Source organism: Kutzneria kofuensis (assembly GCF_014203355.1).
GTDB classification, from domain to species: domain Bacteria; phylum Actinomycetota; class Actinomycetes; order Mycobacteriales; family Pseudonocardiaceae; genus Kutzneria; species Kutzneria kofuensis.
Genome location: NZ_JACHIR010000001.1, coordinates 1,882,405 through 1,900,929, shown reverse-complemented (window position 1 = coordinate 1,900,929; position 18,525 = coordinate 1,882,405). Strand labels below are relative to the sequence as shown.

Annotated in this window: 14 protein-coding genes; 7 read left to right on the top strand and 7 right to left on the bottom strand. The window is 71.1% G+C overall.

All coding sequences use genetic code 11. The annotated features are described in order from the left end of the window. Position 1 precedes the first annotated feature (1 nt). From BJ998_RS08660 to BJ998_RS08650, 3 genes are all read right to left on the bottom strand, one after another. On the bottom strand, positions 2 to 730 hold the full coding sequence (locus BJ998_RS08660; RefSeq protein WP_184860099.1) for a response regulator transcription factor: 729 nt from the start codon (positions 728 to 730) through the stop codon (positions 2 to 4). A gap of 89 nt (positions 731 to 819) precedes the next feature. Next, entirely contained in the window at positions 820 to 3,003 is a 2,184-nt protein-coding gene (locus BJ998_RS47255; protein ID WP_184860097.1) for an ArnT family glycosyltransferase, read from the bottom strand. Beyond that, positions 3,000 to 4,259: a bifunctional glycosyltransferase family 2/GtrA family protein gene (locus BJ998_RS08650; protein WP_184860095.1), complete on the bottom strand. Its 1,260-nt coding sequence runs from the start codon at positions 4,257 to 4,259 to the stop codon at positions 3,000 to 3,002. The genes BJ998_RS47255 and BJ998_RS08650 overlap by 4 nt, the downstream gene beginning before the upstream one ends. 258 nt (positions 4,260 to 4,517) lie before the next feature. On the opposite strand from BJ998_RS08650, the gene BJ998_RS47250 reads away from it, so the two are divergent. Then, positions 4,518 to 5,270 carry a hypothetical protein gene (locus BJ998_RS47250; protein WP_221337924.1) on the top strand — a complete coding sequence of 251 codons (753 nt, stop codon included), beginning with the start codon at positions 4,518 to 4,520 and terminating at the stop codon, positions 5,268 to 5,270. A 213-nt stretch (positions 5,271 to 5,483) separates the two neighbouring features. Here the strand turns inward: BJ998_RS47250 and BJ998_RS08640 are convergent, their stop codons facing one another. The 3 genes from BJ998_RS08640 to BJ998_RS08630 all read right to left on the bottom strand — a co-directional run bounded on the left by BJ998_RS08640 (position 5,484) and on the right by BJ998_RS08630 (position 7,927). Beyond that, entirely contained in the window at positions 5,484 to 5,993 is a 510-nt protein-coding gene (locus BJ998_RS08640; RefSeq protein ID WP_184860093.1) for an RNA polymerase sigma factor, read from the bottom strand. 387 nt (positions 5,994 to 6,380) lie between these two features. Beyond that, complete coding sequence (locus BJ998_RS08635) at positions 6,381 to 6,836, bottom strand: MarR family winged helix-turn-helix transcriptional regulator (protein WP_184860091.1); 456 nt, start codon at positions 6,834 to 6,836, stop codon at positions 6,381 to 6,383. Between the two features lie 419 nt (positions 6,837 to 7,255). Further along, complete coding sequence (locus BJ998_RS08630) at positions 7,256 to 7,927, bottom strand: hypothetical protein (protein WP_312890000.1); 672 nt, start codon at positions 7,925 to 7,927, stop codon at positions 7,256 to 7,258. A 349-nt stretch (positions 7,928 to 8,276) separates the two neighbouring features. Here BJ998_RS08630 and BJ998_RS08625 point away from each other — a divergent pair, with 349 nt between their 5' ends. From BJ998_RS08625 to BJ998_RS08600, 6 genes are all read left to right on the top strand, one after another. Next, entirely contained in the window at positions 8,277 to 8,948 is a 672-nt protein-coding gene (locus tag BJ998_RS08625; protein ID WP_184860089.1) for a hypothetical protein, read from the top strand. Positions 8,949 to 9,171: 223 nt separating this feature from the next. Beyond that, on the top strand, positions 9,172 to 11,958 hold the full coding sequence (locus tag BJ998_RS08620; RefSeq protein WP_184860087.1) for a helix-turn-helix transcriptional regulator: 2,787 nt from the start codon (positions 9,172 to 9,174) through the stop codon (positions 11,956 to 11,958). A 197-nt stretch (positions 11,959 to 12,155) separates the two neighbouring features. Continuing rightward, positions 12,156 to 13,757: a S53 family peptidase gene (locus BJ998_RS08615; RefSeq protein WP_184860086.1), complete on the top strand. Its 1,602-nt coding sequence runs from the start codon at positions 12,156 to 12,158 to the stop codon at positions 13,755 to 13,757. A 277-nt stretch (positions 13,758 to 14,034) separates the two neighbouring features. Beyond that, positions 14,035 to 14,673 (top strand): TetR/AcrR family transcriptional regulator, encoded by a 639-nt coding sequence (locus tag BJ998_RS08610; RefSeq protein WP_312889998.1) that lies wholly within the window; start codon positions 14,035 to 14,037, stop codon positions 14,671 to 14,673. 36 nt (positions 14,674 to 14,709) lie between these two features. After that, positions 14,710 to 15,708, top strand: a complete 999-nt coding sequence (locus BJ998_RS08605; protein ID WP_184860084.1) for a D-cysteine desulfhydrase family protein — start codon at positions 14,710 to 14,712, stop codon at positions 15,706 to 15,708. Between the two features lie 110 nt (positions 15,709 to 15,818). Next, the gene (locus BJ998_RS08600; protein ID WP_312889997.1) at positions 15,819 to 17,228 is read left to right on the top strand and encodes a dihydrolipoyl dehydrogenase family protein; all 1,410 of its coding nucleotides are present in this window, start codon (positions 15,819 to 15,821) and stop codon (positions 17,226 to 17,228) included. Here the strand turns inward: BJ998_RS08600 and BJ998_RS08595 are convergent. Then, positions 17,225 to 18,394, bottom strand: coding sequence for a hypothetical protein (locus BJ998_RS08595; RefSeq protein ID WP_184860082.1), 1,170 nt, complete (start codon positions 18,392 to 18,394; stop codon positions 17,225 to 17,227). The genes BJ998_RS08600 and BJ998_RS08595 overlap by 4 nt on opposite strands. Between the last annotated feature and the right edge of the window lie 131 nt (positions 18,395 to 18,525).

Sequence of the window (18,525 nt, the reverse complement as noted above, 5' to 3'; positions counted from 1 at the left end):
GTCAGTGGTCGCCGTCGGCCCGCGGCAGCCGCAAGGTGTAGCCGACGCCCCGAATCGTGTGCAGCAGCGGCTGTCCGGTGCCGTCCACCTTGCGCCGTAGGTACGAGATGTACGACTCGACGATCCGGCTGTCGCCGCCGAAGTCGTAGTTCCACACGCGGTCCAGGATCTGCGTCTTGCTGACCACCTTCTCCGCGTTGACGAGCAGGTAGCGCAGCAGGTTGAACTCGGTGGGGGACAACCGGATCTCCCGGCCGCCGCGTCGCACCTCGTGCGCGTCCTCGTCCAGTTCCAGGTCGGCGTAGCGCAGCTTGCCGTCGTTGGGCTCGGGATCGTCCAGGGCGTGCGTGCGGCGCAGGATCGCCCGCAGCCGCAGCACGACCTCCTCCAGGCTGAACGGCTTGGTCACGTAGTCGTCGCCGCCAGCGGTGAGCCCGGCGATGCGGTCCTCGACGGCGTCGCGGGCGGTCAGGAACAGCACCGGCACCCGGTCGTTGCCGGCCCGCAGCATGCGCGCCAGCGTGAACCCGTCGTAGTCGGGCAGCATCACGTCCAGCACGACGATGTCCGGTCTGACCTGCGCCGCCGCGCTCAGCGCCGCCACCCCGGTGTCGGCGGCGTGCACGTCGAAGCCGCTCAGCCGCAGCGCGGCCGACAGCAGCTCCAGGATGTTCGGCTCGTCGTCGACGACCAGGACGGTCGCCGGCGGCGGTACGGTCGGTGTGCCCACCCGCCCAGCATGGTCGGCCAACCTGTGAGGTCGCTGGGAACAGCCTGAGAACAGCGGCGGGATCCGGGAGATCCCGCCGCCGTTCTGTCCTATTTGGCCAGGCAGTCGTACAGGGTCTGGGCGCCGCCGCCGTACGCGCTCGGCGGCACCACCTTGCAGTTCTGCTCCACCCACTGCGTGCGCTCCTGCGCGACGCCGCCGCCCCGGCCGCGTTCACCCGTCAACACGAAACCGAGGGCGCCTTGCGACTTCCACTGCGTCAGCAGGTCGACACTCGGGGCGTTGTCGGTGCCCATGAAGCCGCCCATGCCGATCACCGTCACGTCGCTGTTGACGATGAACGTCTCGGACGCCATCGCGCCGCCCTCGACCGCCAGCTTGATCTTGGCGTTGGGGGCGTTCTTCGTGACGTAGTCGAGGATCTTCCGGTCCTCGGCGGTGAGGGTGTTGCCGCCGCCGCGACCGCCGCCGAAACGCTGCATCATCTGTTCGAGCTGCCCCTGTGACGGCTGCTCGCCGCCGGGGAAGCCCGGGAAGCCGCCGCGGTTTCCACCGCCCCGACGGCCCGCGCCGCCGCCTCCGAAGCCGCCACCGGGTGGGCCCGCGGTGGCCAGGCCGCCCGGGCCGCCGGCGCTGCCGGAGTCGACCGCCGCGGCCGCCGACCACACGCCCGGCGCGAGCAGCACGGCGACGATGCCCAGCACCGCCGCGGTGCGAGCACCCGGAAGGTTGATCACCTTCGCCAGGACCAGACCGATCACCGCGATCGCCGCGACGGCCGCGACCGCGTACCGCAGCCAGCCGTTCCACGACGTGTCCCGCGACACCAGCACCCACGCCCATGCCGCCGTCAGCACGATGCCGGCGGGCAGCAGCAGCCAGCTCAGGCCGACCGGATGGCGGTAGTACCGCCACAACAGCGCGAGGCCGCCGCCGGTGAGCGCCGCGATCGCCGGGCCCAGCTGCGTCGTGTAGTACTGGTGGAAGATGCCCTGTTGGAAGCTGAACACCAGGCTCAGCACGATCAGCCAGGTGCCCCACAGGAACCAGCCGGCGCGCCGCTGGTGATCGGCCGGCAGCTGGCGACGCCACGACAGCACCCCGGCCACGGCGACGACCGCCAGCACGAACAGGCCCAGCGGCATCAGCCAGCTGATCTGGCCGCCGACCTCCTCCCCGAACATGCGCGTGATGCCGTTGCCCTGAGCGAACCCGCCGAAGCCACCGCCGCCGCCTCGACCCCCGCCGCCCGGGAAGCCACCACCAGGGAAGTCACCACCGCGGAAGCCGCCTCCAGGAGCGCCACCGCTCGGGGCACCACCGCCCGGGAAGCCACCTGCACCGCCGGTGCCTCCACCCGCGCCGCCGGGGAATCCGCCCCGTCCGCCCGCCGGCGCACCGCCGCGGCCGATGTTCTCGCCGAACACCCGCCCCAGCCCGTTGTAGCCGAAGATCAGCGACAGCTCGCCGCCGTCGGTGCTGCCGCCCACGTACGGCTTCGGGCTCGGCCACACCACCGTCAGCAGGACCCACCAGAACGAGCTCACCAGCAACACGCCACCGGCCGCCGCCAGATCCGCGAGCCGCCGTCCCCACGAAGCGTTGCGCCCGAACAGATATCCCACGCCCAGCGCCGGCACGATCATCCACGCGGCCAGGCTCTTGGTGAGGAACCCGCAGCCCACCCAGAAAGCCGCCTGCAGCAACCACTTGGTCGCGCTGCGGGCCGGGATGCCGACCTCCACGGACCGCGTGAACGCGTACGCGGCAGCGACGCAGAGCAGCGTCAGCGCGGCGTCCGGGTTGTTCACCCGGTCGATCGCCACGGTGATCGGCGTCAGCGCCAGCGCGGCCGCGGAGATCAGCGCCACGTTCTCGCCGGCCCAGCGGCGAACCGTGCGGTGCAACAGGAAAACCGCCGCCACGCCTTCCACGGCCTGCGGCAGCGCCAGGGCCCAGGCGTGCCAACCGAAGATCCACACCGAGACCACCTGCGGCCACAGGCCCAGCGGCGGCTTGTCCACGGTGACCACGCCGGCCGGGTCGTACGAGCCGAACACGAAGTTGGTCAGCCCCTGCGACATGGACTTCACGGCCGCCGAGTAGAACTCGTTGCCCCAGCCGGATCCCCAGATGTCCCACCCGTACAGCACCGTGGCGACCACCAGGATCGCCGCCAGCGCGTACGGACGCCAGCGCAGCCGTTGGCCCGGCGACTCGCGGGGAGTCGCCGGGCCCGCCGGTGGCGCGGTCGCTTCCGCGGCCGTCGTCATGCGTTTCCTTCCTTACCGGTGTTCTTGAAGACCCAGGCGCGCAGCAGCACGAACCGGGCCGCGGTGCCGATCAGCGAGGACGCCAGCAGCACCAGCAGTTCCAACGCCTTCGACGCGGTCGGGTCGAAGGCGCCGAGCGCGAGCAGCGCGCCCGAGGTGAACGCGTAGTACAGGGCGAAGACGATCAGGCCCTGCAGGTGGACCCGGCCGGTGGAGCCGGTGGACCGCAGGAAGGTGAAGCGGCGGTTGGCCTCCGTGTTCAGCAGCGTCGTCACGGTGAGCGCGACGAAGTTCGCCGCCAGCGCGGGCCACCACGTCCGCATGATGCCGTACAGCGCGAGATTGGCGACCGTCGACACCGCGCCGATCGCCGCGAACGACAGCAGCTGCCACAGCAGGCCGGTCTCGCGGCGGGCCACCACCGCGTCCGGGTGCGCGGGCTTCGGCGCGGGCCGGCGGGGCAGGTTCTCGACGCGGGCCGAGCCGGTCGCCTTCGCGCGTGCGACCCGGATCAGGCCGCGGATGTCCTCGCTGGCCGTCTTGGCCACGTGCACCCGGGTGTCGACGTCCTCGACCCAGTCCACCGGCACCTCGTGCACCCGCAGGCCGTTGTGCTCGGCGAGCAGCAGCAGCTCGGTGTCGAAGAACCAGGAGTCGTCGGCGATGTGCGGCAGCAGCCGGCGGACCACGTCGGTGCGCGCGGCCTTGAAGCCGCACTGGGCGTCGGAGAACTTGGCGCCGTGCGAGAGCCGGATCATCGCGTTGTAGCAGCGGGAGATCATCTCCCGCTTGGGGCCGCGGACGGTGCGCGAACCCGGCGCCAGCCGCGACCCGATCGCCACGTCCGAGTGGCCGTTGACCAGCGGAGCGACCAGCGGCAGCAGCGCGTCCAGGCCGGTGGACAGGTCCACGTCCATGTAGACGACGATGTCCGCGTCGCTCCAGCCCCACGCCTTGCGCAGCGCCAGGCCGCGGCCCTTGCGGTCCAGGTGCAGCACCCGCACGCCCGGGAACTTGTCGGCGAGCTCGTTGGCCACGTCCAGCGTGCCGTCGGTGCTGGCGTTGTCGGCCACCGTGATCGTCCACTCGAACGGGAACTGCTCGGTGAGGAAGCCGTGCAGCACCTCGATGCACCCCGGCAGCGAGCGCTCCTCGTTGTAGACCGGAACGACGACGTCCACGGTCGCGGTTCTGCCCACCGACCAGTGCCCCGTGTCGGTGTCGCCGCGTTCGCCGGCAACGGCCGCTCCACTCATGTCAGACCACCTGACCCCAGTCGCGGTACGGCTCTGGATCGAGCCCACGTTCAGGTATGGCGGCCCACTGTGCGAGCACGCTGGACGCTTCCTAGGAGGAACCTGGGAGTCGGTCACGGCCGGGTGAACATCACGCCCCGTGTCCGACCAAGCGTGCGAATCGCCTGATTCTTTTTCTGCCGGGCCGGTGAACCGGTCGCGCCCGGAGGTCGTAATCGTGGGCAGCAAGGCACCACTTCCTACCCACGGAGGCTTCTCGTGACACGAGGCCGTCGTATCGCGATCGGTATCGCCAGCGGCCTGACCGCCGTGACCGCACTGACCTGGCTCGGCATCCAGGAGCTGGGGGCTACTCAGTCGGGTCCCGGTTCGGTGACGAACGCCGCCGCCCAGTCCCCGGTCACCGTGCAGTTGGGTGCACCGTCCTCGTCCGCCCCGGCCAGCGGCAACCCGGCCGCGCCGACCACCTCGGCCAACGGTGCCCCGGCCGCGAACGCGCTCGGACCGGCGCAGCTGACCTCGACGTCCATCCCCAAGATGGGCTCCGTCATCGAGGACAGCAAGGGATTCGTGCTCTACCGTTTCGACAAGGACACCGCGAACCCGCCCAAGTCCAACTGCGTCGACACCTGCGCGCTGATCTGGCCGCCGGTGCTGACCAACGGCACCCCGGTGATCGCCGGCGTCGACCCGTCGCTGGTCGGCACCGTCGCCCGTCCCGACGGCACCATGCAGGTGACCCTCGCGGGCTGGCCGCTGTACAACTTCTCCAACGAGAAGGAGCCGGGCAAGTGGGCCGGCCAGGCCGTCGGCAACACCTGGTGGGTCATCGACTCGGCCGGCAAGAAGAACCTGACCTGCGTGCCGGCCACGCCGCCGCCGGCCCCGACCGTGCCGGCGCAGACCCCGCCGCCCGCCGACAACCCCGGCGCCGGCAACACGGGCACCGACCCGAACGCCAACAACAACGGTGGCTACGGCAACTCCGGCGGCGGTGGCGGCGGCTACTGACCCCCGCGAGTCACGCTCTCGGACACGCCGAATGTAGGTTTCCGGCACATCCACCATGACATGCGCCGTCCGCTCGCAGCGGGCGGCGCATGTCGCCGTTCACGATCCCGCGAGTCCCGCGCCCGGTGAGCCCGAAGCAGTTTCATGTGCGCCCGAGCGCACGTCTGCGCCAGATCTGCATTCGGTGTGCCGCAGAGCGTGACTCGCCGGGGTTCACTGCTGCCAGGACTTGATTTTGCCGCGCACGCGGTGGATCGCCGTCTGGGTGGCGCGGGGCGTCGTGCCGAGCATGCGCGCGATGTCGTTGTGCGGGTGGCCGTTCGCGACGAGCGCCACCAGCTCCCGTTCGTACTCGGTGAGGCGGGGGAGCGTGGAAGCGACCCAGTCGGCCTCCGCGCGGTCGCAGGTGAGCTCGGCCGGATCGGCGACGGCCAGCGGGTCGAGCCTGGTGTGCGAGTGGGCCCTGGTGGCGGTGCTGCGGCGGCGGGCTTCGTCGACGCACAGCCGCTTCACGACGGTCACCAGGAACGGATGCAGGCGGTCCAGGTCCAGCTCGGAGAAGTGCGCGGCGCGCAGCAGGGCGTCGTGGACTATGTCCTCCGCCTGCCCGCTCCCCGCGGTGTGCCGTGCCGCGATCCCGACCAGTTGCGGCCGGACCTTGGCGCACTCCTCCCAGAACCGGGCCGGGACCTCAGCGGTCTGGCCCGGTGACTGCTGTCGCATTGCCGTCCTCTCGTAGGCACAACAGGAAGAAGTTGCGAATTCAGTTAGTTTCGCGAAAAAATCTCCTGCGGCGCACGGCACTGTGCGCCCCGCTTGTGTCTACGGTGTAACAACGTTTGCTGTCACTGCCGGTAGGTCGTTATCTACGTCACGTGACAATGGGTCGATCCGGCCGCTTGCTCACCCGATCGAGTGAAGGTTTGTGAGCACAGCCCGCCGCCATGCGTAGACCGGGTGGAACGAAGAGTTCCGCAGACCAGGTGCCGGTGCGGTGGCAGGGACCACGCCGGTTACCTGACCGGTGGGCTGGCACGGTGGCAGGGACCGTGTCAGCCCACACCTGTCTTTCCGGTCCGTCGTGGCCGGGAAACCGGCGATGCCGGGGAATCAGCGATAGCTCTCGAACAGCTTGAGCAGCAGGCGGTGCAGCTCCTCGCGCTCGTCGGGGGTCAACGGCGCCAGCATCTCCTGGTTCAGTCGCTCCACGTCGACCAGCCGCTGCCGCAGCGCCTTCGCGCCGGCGGGCGTCGGCATCACGGCGTAGCGCCGCCGGTCCCGCTCGTCCCGCTTGCGGTTGGCCAGGCCGGCCTTCTCCAGATCGTCCAGCAGCGCGACCAGGTCGCTGGCGTCGATGCCCAGCCGCTCGCTGATCTCCTTCTGCGACGACGCCCCGTGGTCCTCGAGCGAGGCCAGGATCATCAGGTGCTGCCCGCGCAGATCGTGCTCGAACTGGCCGCCGGCCAGTCGGCGCCATTGCTTGGCCAGGTGCACGAACAGGAAGCTGGGTAGCCGCAGCATCCGTTCCGGAAGTGCCAGCTGATCGGTCCGGTCCGGGGCGCCCATGCCCTCATTGTACGGATTCCCCATGTTGGGGCAGCCCCACGAAGTGGCACGCAGCGGAGATCGGCTGTGGCGTTGATCACATGCTGCTAACGCCGGCCACTGTGATGGCGGATGTGCATCAGGGCTGGTGAAGCAAAGGTTTTCTGATCACTTGTGCGCAGCCGAGGCGCTCCTGGGGTAGCTTTTCGGTGGCCAATCGCCAGGATTCCCCGCCCCGGGGCTTGCTCTCTGCGGCGGATGCCCTACGCTTGTCCCAGATCGAACAACACAGACCTCCCGTCACCCCTCCCCCCTGGTGACGGGAAAACCGGAGCCCCCGTCCTTGACGGGGGCTCCGTGCTTTTCCGGGACTGTGCTGGTTGTTCTTCGCTCTGGGCTGGTTGTTCTTCGCGCTGGTCGTTCTCCGCGCGCGGTGCTGGTCAGTGCAGGACGTTGACCGCCCGGGCCACCACCAGCACGACGATCACCAGCGACACCATCGACTGGGCCATCATCGCCAGCTTCGCCCACGGCTTCATGGGCAGCACGTCCGTCGGGCTGAACGCGGTCGCGTTGGTGAACGACAGGTACAGGTAGTCCACGTACCAGGGCTCCCAGTCCTTCGGCGCCATGTCGGGGCTGGCCATCTGCGGGAACAGGAAGTCCGGGTACTCGCGCACGCCCCGGGCCCGCATCCCCGGGCCGCCGCGGTCGAACTCCCAGTACCAGAGCGCGAACACGATGACGTTGGTGACGTAGATGTCCGCGCCGGTGGTCAGCAGCTCCAGCGCGTTGTCGCCGATGCTGCCGTCCAGGATGTGCCGGACCAGCTGCACGCCGTTGAGCGCGTTGGCCGCGCTGACCAGGAACGCCACCACCAGCCCGACCCGCCGCTCGGCGAGGCTGTGCTTGCTGATCCGTCGCGGGTTGGCGATGAGGAGCGCCACCAGCAGGGCGAAGGTCAGCGACGGCAGCACCCAGATCGGCAGGAAGGTCATCGTCTGCGGCAGCGGCAGCTGGAGGCACAGCGCGACCACGACGGCGCTGGCCACCGCCCAGCGCTGCTCGGTCTCCGTCTCCCGGCGCCAGGCGGGCATCTCGGCTCGAGTCACGCGCTCATGGTGAACGTGAAGACGGGCGGTGTGCTCAGTGAGCACACCGCCCGTCACGTTAGCGGCCGACCAGTAGGTCGCCTCTCGGCGAGTTACGCAGTACGGCTCCAGCCGAACGGTATTCCGTACCCGTGGTTTCAGATGCGGCCCGGGGGACACGTACTGGCCAACCACTGCCTACAACGGTACGGGAGGCGGTCTTGTTCCCGCATCCCTCGGCCGGTGCAAACGACTGCGTGAGCATGATCACGCACCGTGGCCGACACGCCCTCGGTGGTCGTCATCCCGGCCGCTGCCACGGATTTCCGGTCACGATCGGTTGCGGGCAACGACGGCGAGGGAGCGGCGGATGCAGGGTGGCAGGCGGCGGGAACTGGCCCGACTCTGGCAGGTGGCGGTGGGACGGCCGCGCTGGCAGCTGTGGGCCGCCGCGGCCGTCTCGCTGTGGACGCTGTGCTGGATCTTCGGCCAGCTCGCCGAGCGGGCCAGTTCGCCGCTGGACGTGCTCCGGGTCGGCCTCGGCTGGGCGGACGTGCCGTCGGGGTGGCTGGACGCCGTGACGGGCTGGCTGCGGGCCGACCGGCGGCGTCCGCTGCTGGGTCTGCTGGCAGTGGCTGGAGGCTTGCTCTGGTCGTCCACGACCGAGCGGAACCAGCTGCCGGCCCTGCTGGGCTGGCTCGCCGTGATGGTCGCGGCCGAGGGCATCGGCTACGCCGGCGCGGTCGACCGGGCGCTGCTCAGCCTCGCCGCGTTCATCGGCCTGCTGCTGGTGCTGTCCGTGCCCGGGCGGCGCGCGTTCGTGTTGCGGCGCATCGTGTTGATGCCACGGGACGTGCTGCGCGCCGGCGTCACGGCGGCCACCCTTTCGGCGGTTGTCCCCCTGCTGGCCCCCGGCTTCGTTCTGGTCAGGCTGTGCCGCCCGTACGTGACCCGACCGCCACGGCCAACCGGAAATGGCGCTCTTCCGCCCACTGGGAGCGCGTTGACAAATGGCGATGAGCGCGGTGTTGTTGAGCCATGACGGGCATCGCGAACCGGTTGTGTGTCGGCGTTGTGACGGGCGTGTTGCCCTGTACTCGCTGATCGTCTGCGCAGGTAGGGGCGCGCCCGAATTGGTGGACTACCGACGAAAGTCGTAGGCCGTACTGCCTAGCGGCTCACACGAATACGCGGTTGGAATACCGGTGTGTGGCCGATCAGAATAGTGGAGTACCAACTCTGCCCTGCGGTTGAGGTACCACATCATGAATGAACCTGGCCCGGTTGGACGTGGCGAGCTCCTGCGCTCGGCACGGGAACTGCTGGCGGGTGGCAGCGTGCTGTTCTGCGGCCCCGCCGGCATCGGCAAGTCGACGCTGCTGGGCGCGCTCGCGGGCGAGCCGGCCCCCGGCGGCGGGACCGTGCTGCGCTGCGCGCCGGCCGAGTCGGACCGAAGACTGCCCTTCGTCTGCCTGATCGACCTGCTCGCGGACGTCTCCGACGACGTGCTCGCGACGTTGCCGGCCCCGTTGCGGGCCGCGCTGGACGCGGCGCTGCTGCGCGGCGAGCACCCGACCTCCGACCAGAGCCGCCTCGGCGTGCGACTGGCCGTGCTGCAGGTGCTGCAGCTGCTGTCCGACTGTGCCCCGGTGACGCTGGTGATCGACGACCTGCAGTGGGTGGACCGCCCCAGCGCCGAGGTGCTGGCGTTCGTGGCCCGCAGGCTCACCGGCGACCGACTGCACGTGCTGGCCGCGGAGCGGGTGCCGGACGGGGAGCAGCCGCTGCACCGGCACCTGTGCCCGCCGAACATCGCCGAACTGCCGGTGCCGCCGCTGACTCCGCGCGATGTCGCCCGGCTGTTGCTGCGCGACAACGGGGTTCTGCTGCCGCACGGCTCCGTGCTGCAGATCCACCAGCTCGCCGACGGAAATCCCTTCTACGCCTTGGAGCTCGGCCGGGCCGTGCTGCGCTCGGGCGTGCCGGAGAGTCCCGGCCGGCCGCTGCCGGTGCCGCGCCGGCTGCGCGCGCTGCTGCTGGACCGGCTCGGCGAGTTGAGCGATCGTGCGCAGGCCACGCTGCTGTTGGCCAGCGCCGCCACCCGTCCGAGCCTGACCCTGTTGCGTGCCGCGGGACATCCCGACGCCGCCGCCGATCTCGTGGCCGCCGAACGCTGCGACCTCGCCGTCGCCGACGACGACGGCATTGTCCGGTTCAGACATCCGCTCATCCGAGCGGCCATCTACGCGGAGGCCGCCTCGCACCGGCGCATCGACGCGCACGCCCGGCTGGCCGACGTCGTCGCCGAGCCGGTGGAGCGCGCCCGGCACCTTGCGTTGGCCAAGCCGCACGAGGACGAGTCGGTCGCCGCGACACTGATGGCGGCCGCCGCCTCGGCCCGCCGCCGCGGCGCTCCCGTGACCGCGGCCGAGCTGGCGGCGATGGCCGCGGACCGGACCCCGTGGGACAGCCAGCAGCTCCGATCCGAGCGGCGGCTCGTCGCCGCGGAGCACGCGTGCGATGCGGGGTTGCGCGCCGAGGCGCGGACCGCCGCCGAGTCGGTACTGGCCGACGCGCGCTGCCCCCGACTGCGCGTGCGGGCCCGGCTTGTGTTGCTGCGCAACGCCGGGCAGGCGCTGCACGACCTCGGTCCGTTGATCGACGACGGCTTGGCCGACGCGGCGGGCGATCCCGGCCTGGAGGCGCCGCTGCGAATGTGGCTGGCCGGCCGGGCGTTGCTCGGCGGCGACACCGACGAGGCGGCCGAGCAGGCCGCCCGCTCGGCGGAACTCGCCACGCTCGCCGGAGATGCGTCGACGGCCGTCCGTGCGCTGACCCGGCTCGCGCATCTGCAGTCCCTGCGCGGAGATCCGTCCGCGGCCGAGACGGTCGCGCAGGCGATCGAAATCGTCGAACGGAATCCGCACGCCGAGTCGTGGGAGCTGGAGCGGCACCAGGCCGTGACGGAACTGCACGACGGCGATCTCCAACGGGCGGAGCAGCGGCTGTTGTCGTTGCTGCGCAAGGTGGAGGAGACCGCGGCCGTCGAGGACACCGTGGCGATCATGGTCACGCTGGCCGAGGTTCAGTCGCGTGCCGGGCAGTGCCGCCGGGCCGTCGACACCGCTCGGCGGGCGATGAGCCTGTTCTCCGAAGCCGGCGTCAGCTGCCCGCCCGCCCTCTACGCCGCCGCCCTCGCCGAGGCCAACGGTGGCAGCGTCGAAGCCGCGGTCGAATACGCCGAACGCGGCGCCCGCGAGTCGGAGGCGGACGGTGATCAACTGTATCTGATGCGCAACTTGGCCGTGCTGGGCCAGGTTCAGCTCACCACCGGCGACGCGGCGGCCGCCGTGGAGACGCTGTGCCGGGTGAGCGAGATCGGCCGTCGCATGGACATCCGTGATCCCGCCGTCGTTCGGTGGTACGCCGACCTCGCCGAGGCCCTGGTCGCCACCGGGTCGTTGGAGGACGCCCGCGAGCTGATCGACCAGACTTCCAAGCAGGCCCTTGACTTCGGCCGGCACACCGTGTCCGCCAACCTCGAACGTGCCGCCGCCCTGCTGGCCGTCGCCTCGGGCCTTCCCAACGACGGCGTCGCTCGGTTGCGCGCCGTCGCCGACGGTCAGGCTGGTCTGGACCGCGCTCGCACCTTGATCGCCCTCGCCGGTGTCGAACGCCGTTGCCGCCGCCGGGCCGCGTCTCGCGCCGCCCTCTCCGAGGCGTACGACATCTGCGTCGCCGTCGCCGCCACGCCTTGGGCCGAACGGGTACGGGAGGACCTCGACCGCACCGGCGCCTCCGCCCGCGCCGATCATGCCGTCGCGCTCACCGTTGCCGAGCAACGGGTTGCCGAGCTCGTCCGCGCCGGCTCCACCAACCGCGAGGTGGCGGCCGTGCTGTTCATCAGCGTCAAGACGGTCGAGGCGACCTTGTCGAGGATCTATCGCAAGGTAGGCGTCCGGTCACGCACCGAGTTGGTGCGCGCCATGGACGTCCCCGTGCCCCAGGCCCGCGAGCCCGAACCGGAACCCCTCCGCAGCCAGGCCGTCTGAAGCCCCGGCGAGTCCCGCCCACAGTCACACCGAATGCGTGAACAAGTTTCACGCATTCGGTGTGACGCTCGGCGGGACTCGCGGGGGTTCAGCGGCGTGTATGTGGGGCCGGGCAAGGGATTTCCCGCTTACAACGGAGCGTGGTCGGTCAATAGCGTTGGGTTCACCAAACCCCCGGCCTGCACTGGGAGCAGACAGTGAAAACGTTGAGGATCATCGGCGCGCTGGTCGCACCGCTTGCCATTGCCGCCGTGGCGGCGCCGGTCGCGCTGGCGGCGCCGGCGCCGAGGGTGGCACTGGAGACGGACGCGGTGAGCGGCCTGGACCAGGCCCAGCACGTGGGGGCGGTGCCGGCGGACCAGCGGGTGTCGGTGGCGGTCAGCCTGAACCTCCGCAACGGCACGGAGCTGGACCGCACGATCGCGGCGGTCAACGACCCGCATTCGGCCCAGTACGGCCACTTCCTCACCCCGGAGCAGTTCACGGCCCGCTTCGGCCCGACGGACGACCAGGTCAACCGGGTCAAGGAATACCTGCGCGGGCAGGGCCTGTCGGTGGACGCGGTGAGCGGCAACCACCTCACGGTCGACGCGAGCGGCCCGGCCGAGAAGGTCGCCAGGGCGTTCGGCACGACGCTGGCGAACTACCGGGACGGCAGGACCAACCGTCCCTTCTACGCCAACACCTCCGCCCCGACCCTGCCGGCCGACCTGGCCGGAGTGGTCCTCGACGTCGCTGGTCTGAACAACCGACAGATCCGCGTGCACCACGCGGCCGTCAACCCGCACGCGGGACCGGGCGGCGGATTCACGCCCACTCAGCTCAAGGGCGCCTACGACGTGACGTCCACGGGCTACAACGGTTCCGGCCAGACGGTCGCGCTGTGGGAGTTCGACGGCTTCCAGCAGACCAACATCACCAAGTACGACAGCTACTACGGGACGGGTTCGCCGACGCCGAAGGTGCAGCAGGTCTCGGGCGGCTCGGGCCCGATCGGCGACGGCCAGGTCGAGGTGGAGCTGGACATCGAGGCGATCCAGGCGATCGCTCCCAAGGCCGCCATCACCGTCTTCGAGGCGCCGAACACCGACCAGGGCGAGGTGGACCTGGCCAACGCCATCGTGGCCAGCAGGATCTCGGTCACGTCGATCAGCTGGGGCCTGTCGGAGAAGGGCCGCACCACCTCGGGCATCCAGGCGGTGGACAACGTCCTCAAGCAGGGCGCGGCCCAGGGGCAGAGCTTCTTCGCGGCCTCGGGTGACGACGGCTCGGACGACAACGGCGACGGCAGCACCTCGGTCGACTTCCCGGCCAGCGACCCGTACGTGACGGGTGTCGGCGGCACGAACCTGTCCACTTCGACCACCACCTCGTGGAAGAGCGAGACGGCCTGGAACGGCTCGGGCGGCGGCACTTCCACGGTGTTCGCGCTGCCGTCCTTCCAGAGCGGCGTCAAGGTCGGCACCACCAACAAGCGTCAGGTGCCCGACGTGTCGGCGCAGGGTGGACCAACGGGCATTTCCGTCTACACGCAGGGGCAATGGACCTCGGTGTACGGCACGTCCGGCGCGGCCCCGATCTGGGCCGGCGTCGCCGCGATCTACAACCAGGCCGCGGCCGCGGCGGGCAGGACCGGCCTGGGCTCGGCCAACGCCAAGCTGTACGCGCTGGCCAAGACCAACTTCCACGACATCACCAGCGGCAGCAACGGCGCCTACAAGGCGGGCTCCGGATTCGATCTGGTGACGGGCATCGGCACGCCGGACACCGCGAAGATCCTGGCCGCCGGGATCAAGTAGTTCCCGGCGATCTGGTCGCCATCTGGAAAAAACGAGGCGCCCCGTCCGGCCGTCGGCCGGACGGGGCGCCGTCGTGATCACGCCGTGTTGCAAACACCTTGCCAGAGCGTGAGCGTTACTCGGCCGCTCGGGTGATGACCCCTCACATGTGCCGTTTTCGCGTTTCGCCAGGTCAGGGGGAGAACGCTTCCACACGGCTGCTTCCGAACCTGGCAGTCCGCTGAGTGTTTGCCCCGAACACTGCGTGAAACGGGCAGTTCTGCCGCACCATGTTCGCGTGCAGGACGATCACACGAACAGCAGACTTGCCCTGCTGATGCGCAGACAGCCCGTGCAGGCAAGGGGAGCGGCCACGGTGACCGCGATCCTCGACGCGTGCCAGGCGCTGCTCAACGAGCGGGACTACGACTCGATCACCACGGCGCGCATCGCGGAGTCCGCGGGCATTCCCATCGGGTCCTTCTACCAGTACTTCCCCGACAAGCGGTCGGTGGTGCGGGCGCTCGCGCTGCGCTGTACCGACAAGTTCCTCACGGAGGTCGAGGAGTACTTCGCGGCGGCCCCCGACGACTGGCGCCAGGCGGTCGCCGGCGTGCTGGCGGTGCACGAGCGCATGCGCAAGCAGGACGCCAATTTCGGGCGCGTCCGGTTCGCAGAAGTGCTCGACAACCACCTCGAGGACCCGGAGTCCGACCACCGCCGCATGGTGGCCGACCGGCTCGGAGCCATGTTCGCCACGCGGTACAAGGTGCGCAAGGGCGCGGGTTACCGCCTCGCGTTCCTCGCCGCGGTGGAATCCGGCGGGTCACTGCTGCAGATGGCCGACCGGGTGCCGAGCCGGCAGCGACGCCAAGTGGTCGCGACGGCACAGGAAGTCATCACTACGCTGTTGGCGAAGGCCCTCGAGAAGTCCTGAGGGCGCACGAGCTGACGGCGAGAGGACACCGCGCGGATGGCCACCGACCTGTCGAGTTTCCCTCGGTTCCAGTTGGGACAGTGGCCATCGCCGCTGCAGGTGTGCCCGCGCCTGTCCGCCCGCCTCGGCCCGAGGACGCTCGTCAAGCGCGACGACGTGAGCCTGCTCGGCGTCGGCGGCAACAAGCTGCGGAAACTGGAGTTCCTGCTGGGCGCCGCCGTCCGTGACGGCGCCGAGCGGATCGTCACCTTCGGCGCCGTGCAGACCAACCACGGCCGGCTGACCGCGGCCGCCTGCGCGCGCCTCGGGCTGCCCTGCGATCTCGTGCTGACGCGTGCGGTGCCGCGCGACGGCGAGGCGTACGAGCGGTCCGGCAACATCCTGCTCGACCACGTGTACGGGGCCACGGTGCACGTCGTCGACACGGACGAGGAAGCCGAGATCCGTCACCAGGAGTTGTTGGCCGGTCACGGAAACGTGGCGTCCATCCCGGTCGGTGGGTCCACCGGCGTAGGGGCGCTCGGCTATGTGGCGGCGGTCGCCGAACTGATCGAGCAGTTCGGCGACACCGGCGTGTGGCCGACACGACTGGTGTCGCCGCTGGCCAGCGCCGGAACCGCGGCCGGCCTTCTGGTCGGCGCGGCCGCGTTCGGCTGGGAGATCGACGTCGAGCTGATCGCCGTGTCCCGCCCGGCGGAGCAGGCGCGGCAGGTGCTGCTGCCGCTGATCGAGGAGACGGCCGCGCTGCTGGACATCGCGCCGCCGTCGCTGGACCGCGTCCGGATCACCGACCGCACCCTCGGCCCCGGCTACGGCCAGCCGACCGAGGCGGTGTGGCGGACGATCTCGCTGTTCGGCTCGACCGAGGCGATCACCCTCGAGCCCGTCTACTCCGGCAAGACCGCCGCCGGCATGGTGTCGCTGATCGAGGACGGCTCCATCGGCTCGGACGAGACCGTGCTGTTCCTCCACACCGGCGGCCTGCCCGGCCTGTTCGCCTACACCCCCGAGGCCACCGCCTTCCTCGCCCCCTGAGGCGCGGAAAGGACCGTTCCTCTACTCGGGGTGTAGGAAGGGCGCTTTCACGGCGCACGGTTGGCCGGGATCGGGTTGCTTGCGGCTGCCGGGTGGTGTGAGGTGACGGCGTGACAGCTAACTTTGACCCGGACACCTTCGACGTAGTGGTGATCGGTGGTGGGGCGATCGGCGAGAACGTCGCCGATCGAGCGGTCAAGGGCGGGCTGACCGCCGCCCTGGTCGAGCACGAACTGGTCGGCGGCGAGTGCTCGTACTGGGCGTGCATGCCGAGCAAGGCTCTGCTGCGGCCCGGCCATGCGCTGGCCGCCGCCCGCCGGCTGCCGGGCGTGCCGGTCGGCGACCACCTGGATGCCGCCAAGGTGCTGGCGCGCCGCACCTACTTCACGTCCAACTGGGACGACGCGGGCCAGGTGCAGTGGGCCGAGGGCGCCGGCATCACGGTGATCCGGGGCAGCGCCCGGCTGGACGGCGAGCGCCGGGTCGTGGTCGGCGACCGCACGCTGATCGCCCGGCAGGCCGTCGCCGTGTGCACCGGCAGCGTCCCGGTCATCCCGCCGCTGGAGGGAATCGCCGACACGAGGGTGTGGACGTCCCGCGACGCCACCTCGGCCAAGGAGGTGCCGGGCCGGCTGATCGTGCTCGGCGGCGGCGTGGTCGGCGTCGAGCTGGCGCAGGCGTGGCGGCGCCTCGGGTCCGAGGTGGACCTGGTGATCACCGGCGAGCTGCCGCTGCCACGGCTGGAGCCGATCGCCGGCGAGCTCGTCGCCGAGGGGTTGCGTGAGGACGGCGTCCGACTGCACACCGGGTCGAAGGCCGTCCGGGTGTCCCGCACCGGCGGCGAGATCGAGTTGGGGCTGGCCGACGGCGCCGTGCTGAAGGCGGACGAGTTGCTCGTCGCCACCGGCCGGCGGCCGGCGACCGAGCACGTCGGCGTCGAGACGGTCGGCCTGAAGCCCGGCGACACCCTGCACGTCGACGACTCGGGTCTGGTGTCCGGGGTGGACGGTCAGTGGCTGTACGCCGCGGGCGACGTCACCGGCCGCGCGCCGCTGACCCACCAGGGCAAGTACGACGCCCGCGTGGTCGGCGACGTGATCGCCGCTCGGGCCAAGGGGCCGGTCGAGACGCCGCCGTGGAGCCAGTACGCCGCCACCGCCGACCACGCGGCCGTGCCGCAGGTCGTCTTCACCGACCCGGAGGTCGCCGCCGTCGGTCTCACCGCCGACCAGGCGGCCAGGGCCGGCATCGAGACTCGCGTGGTCGACCTGGACATCGCCGTCGCCGGATCTTCGGTGCACGCGGACGGTTATCGCGGCAAGGCTCGGATGGTCGTGGACGAGCGGCGCAAGGTGCTCGTCGGCGTCACCTTCGTCGGGCAGGACGTGGCGGAGCTGCTGCACTCGGCGACCGTGGCGATCGTCGGCGAGGTGCCGCTGCACCGCCTCTGGCACGCGGTGCCGTCCTACCCGACGATCAGCGAGGTCTGGCTGCGGCTGCTCGAGGCGTACGGCCTCTAGGACAGGGCGAGGTTCAGCGTCCGCTCGGCGATGGCCCGCAGGGCCGGGTCGTCGGCGGCGCTGGGCCGTCCGATCCAGACGGTCTCGACGAGCCGGACGGTGCCGCCGGCCCGGTTGCTGGTGAACGCGGCCCGGTCGAACGACGCCGGGCCGCCCGGCCACGGGCGCTCCTTCACCAGCTCGGTGATGCCGCCGGTGCCGGGCTGCTCGGCCAGCGACTGGAACTCCGCCGCCGGTTCCGGCCCCACGAAGCGGATCTCGGCGACGGCGACGCCGGCCGGCGTGCCGGTGTCCTCGGCGCGGTAGCTCCACCGCCGCAGGTCCACGCACTGGTTCCGGCTCAGCCACACCTGCACGTCCCCGTACGCGTGCTCGGCGCAGTGGCTGCCGTCGTCGACGGTGGCGATCTTGGTGTAGCCGGCGGCGGCCTGCGGGGTGGCGGGGGCGGAGCCGCCGGTGGTGGCGAGGGCGGCGACGATGCTGCCGACCGCGAGGGCGCCGATCAGCGCGGCGGCCCCGATGGGCAGCCAGCGGCGGCGCTTCCTGGCCGGCGGCTCGGCCGGCGCGGCCTTGGCCACGGCGAAGCCCTCGGCGATCAGCTCGTCGGTGGTGAACCGCTCGTCGGGGCAGAGATGGATGAGCAGCCCGCCGGCCTGCTCGGCGGTCAGCGCCGGCGCTGACCCGGCGACGTCGCGCACGGCGGCCAGCAGCGTGGTCGGCATCGGGTGCAGCACGCGGATGCCGCGGTCGAGGTCCATCTGCGGCTGCGTCACCTGACCGACGTAAGGGCCGACGGCCAGGATCAGTCGAACGGGTAATCCGGTATCCCGCACCGCTTCGGCGACGGCCTCGGCGACGCCGACCGCCTCCGCGGCGGGATTGACCGTCGGATCCGGGCCGACCAGCGGCCAGCCGTCGATCTTCCACTGGCCCGTGACCGGGGCGTCCAGCCGCATCGCCGGGTCCGGCAGGTCGACACCCGCGATCACCACGACGGCGTTGGGCAGCAGCAGAATCGTGTCCACCGGCCGGGGCCGGCCCGGCGGCAGGTAGCCGGCCAGGGCGACACCGCCGAGCACGGCGTCGCCGCCGCCCCATGACGCGAGGGCCGCCTTCACGTCGGCCGCGACCGCGGACTGCGCGTCGCCCAGTCGCACCAGGCGCACGGCGCCACCTCCCCAGTCTGGATATCCCGAGGGCACAACGGTAACCGGCCCGTTCGGTGACGCCACGTCCTGGGCGTGACCGAGCTTGCGAGGTCACCATTGAGCACAGGGACCTGGGTCGCGGACCCGCC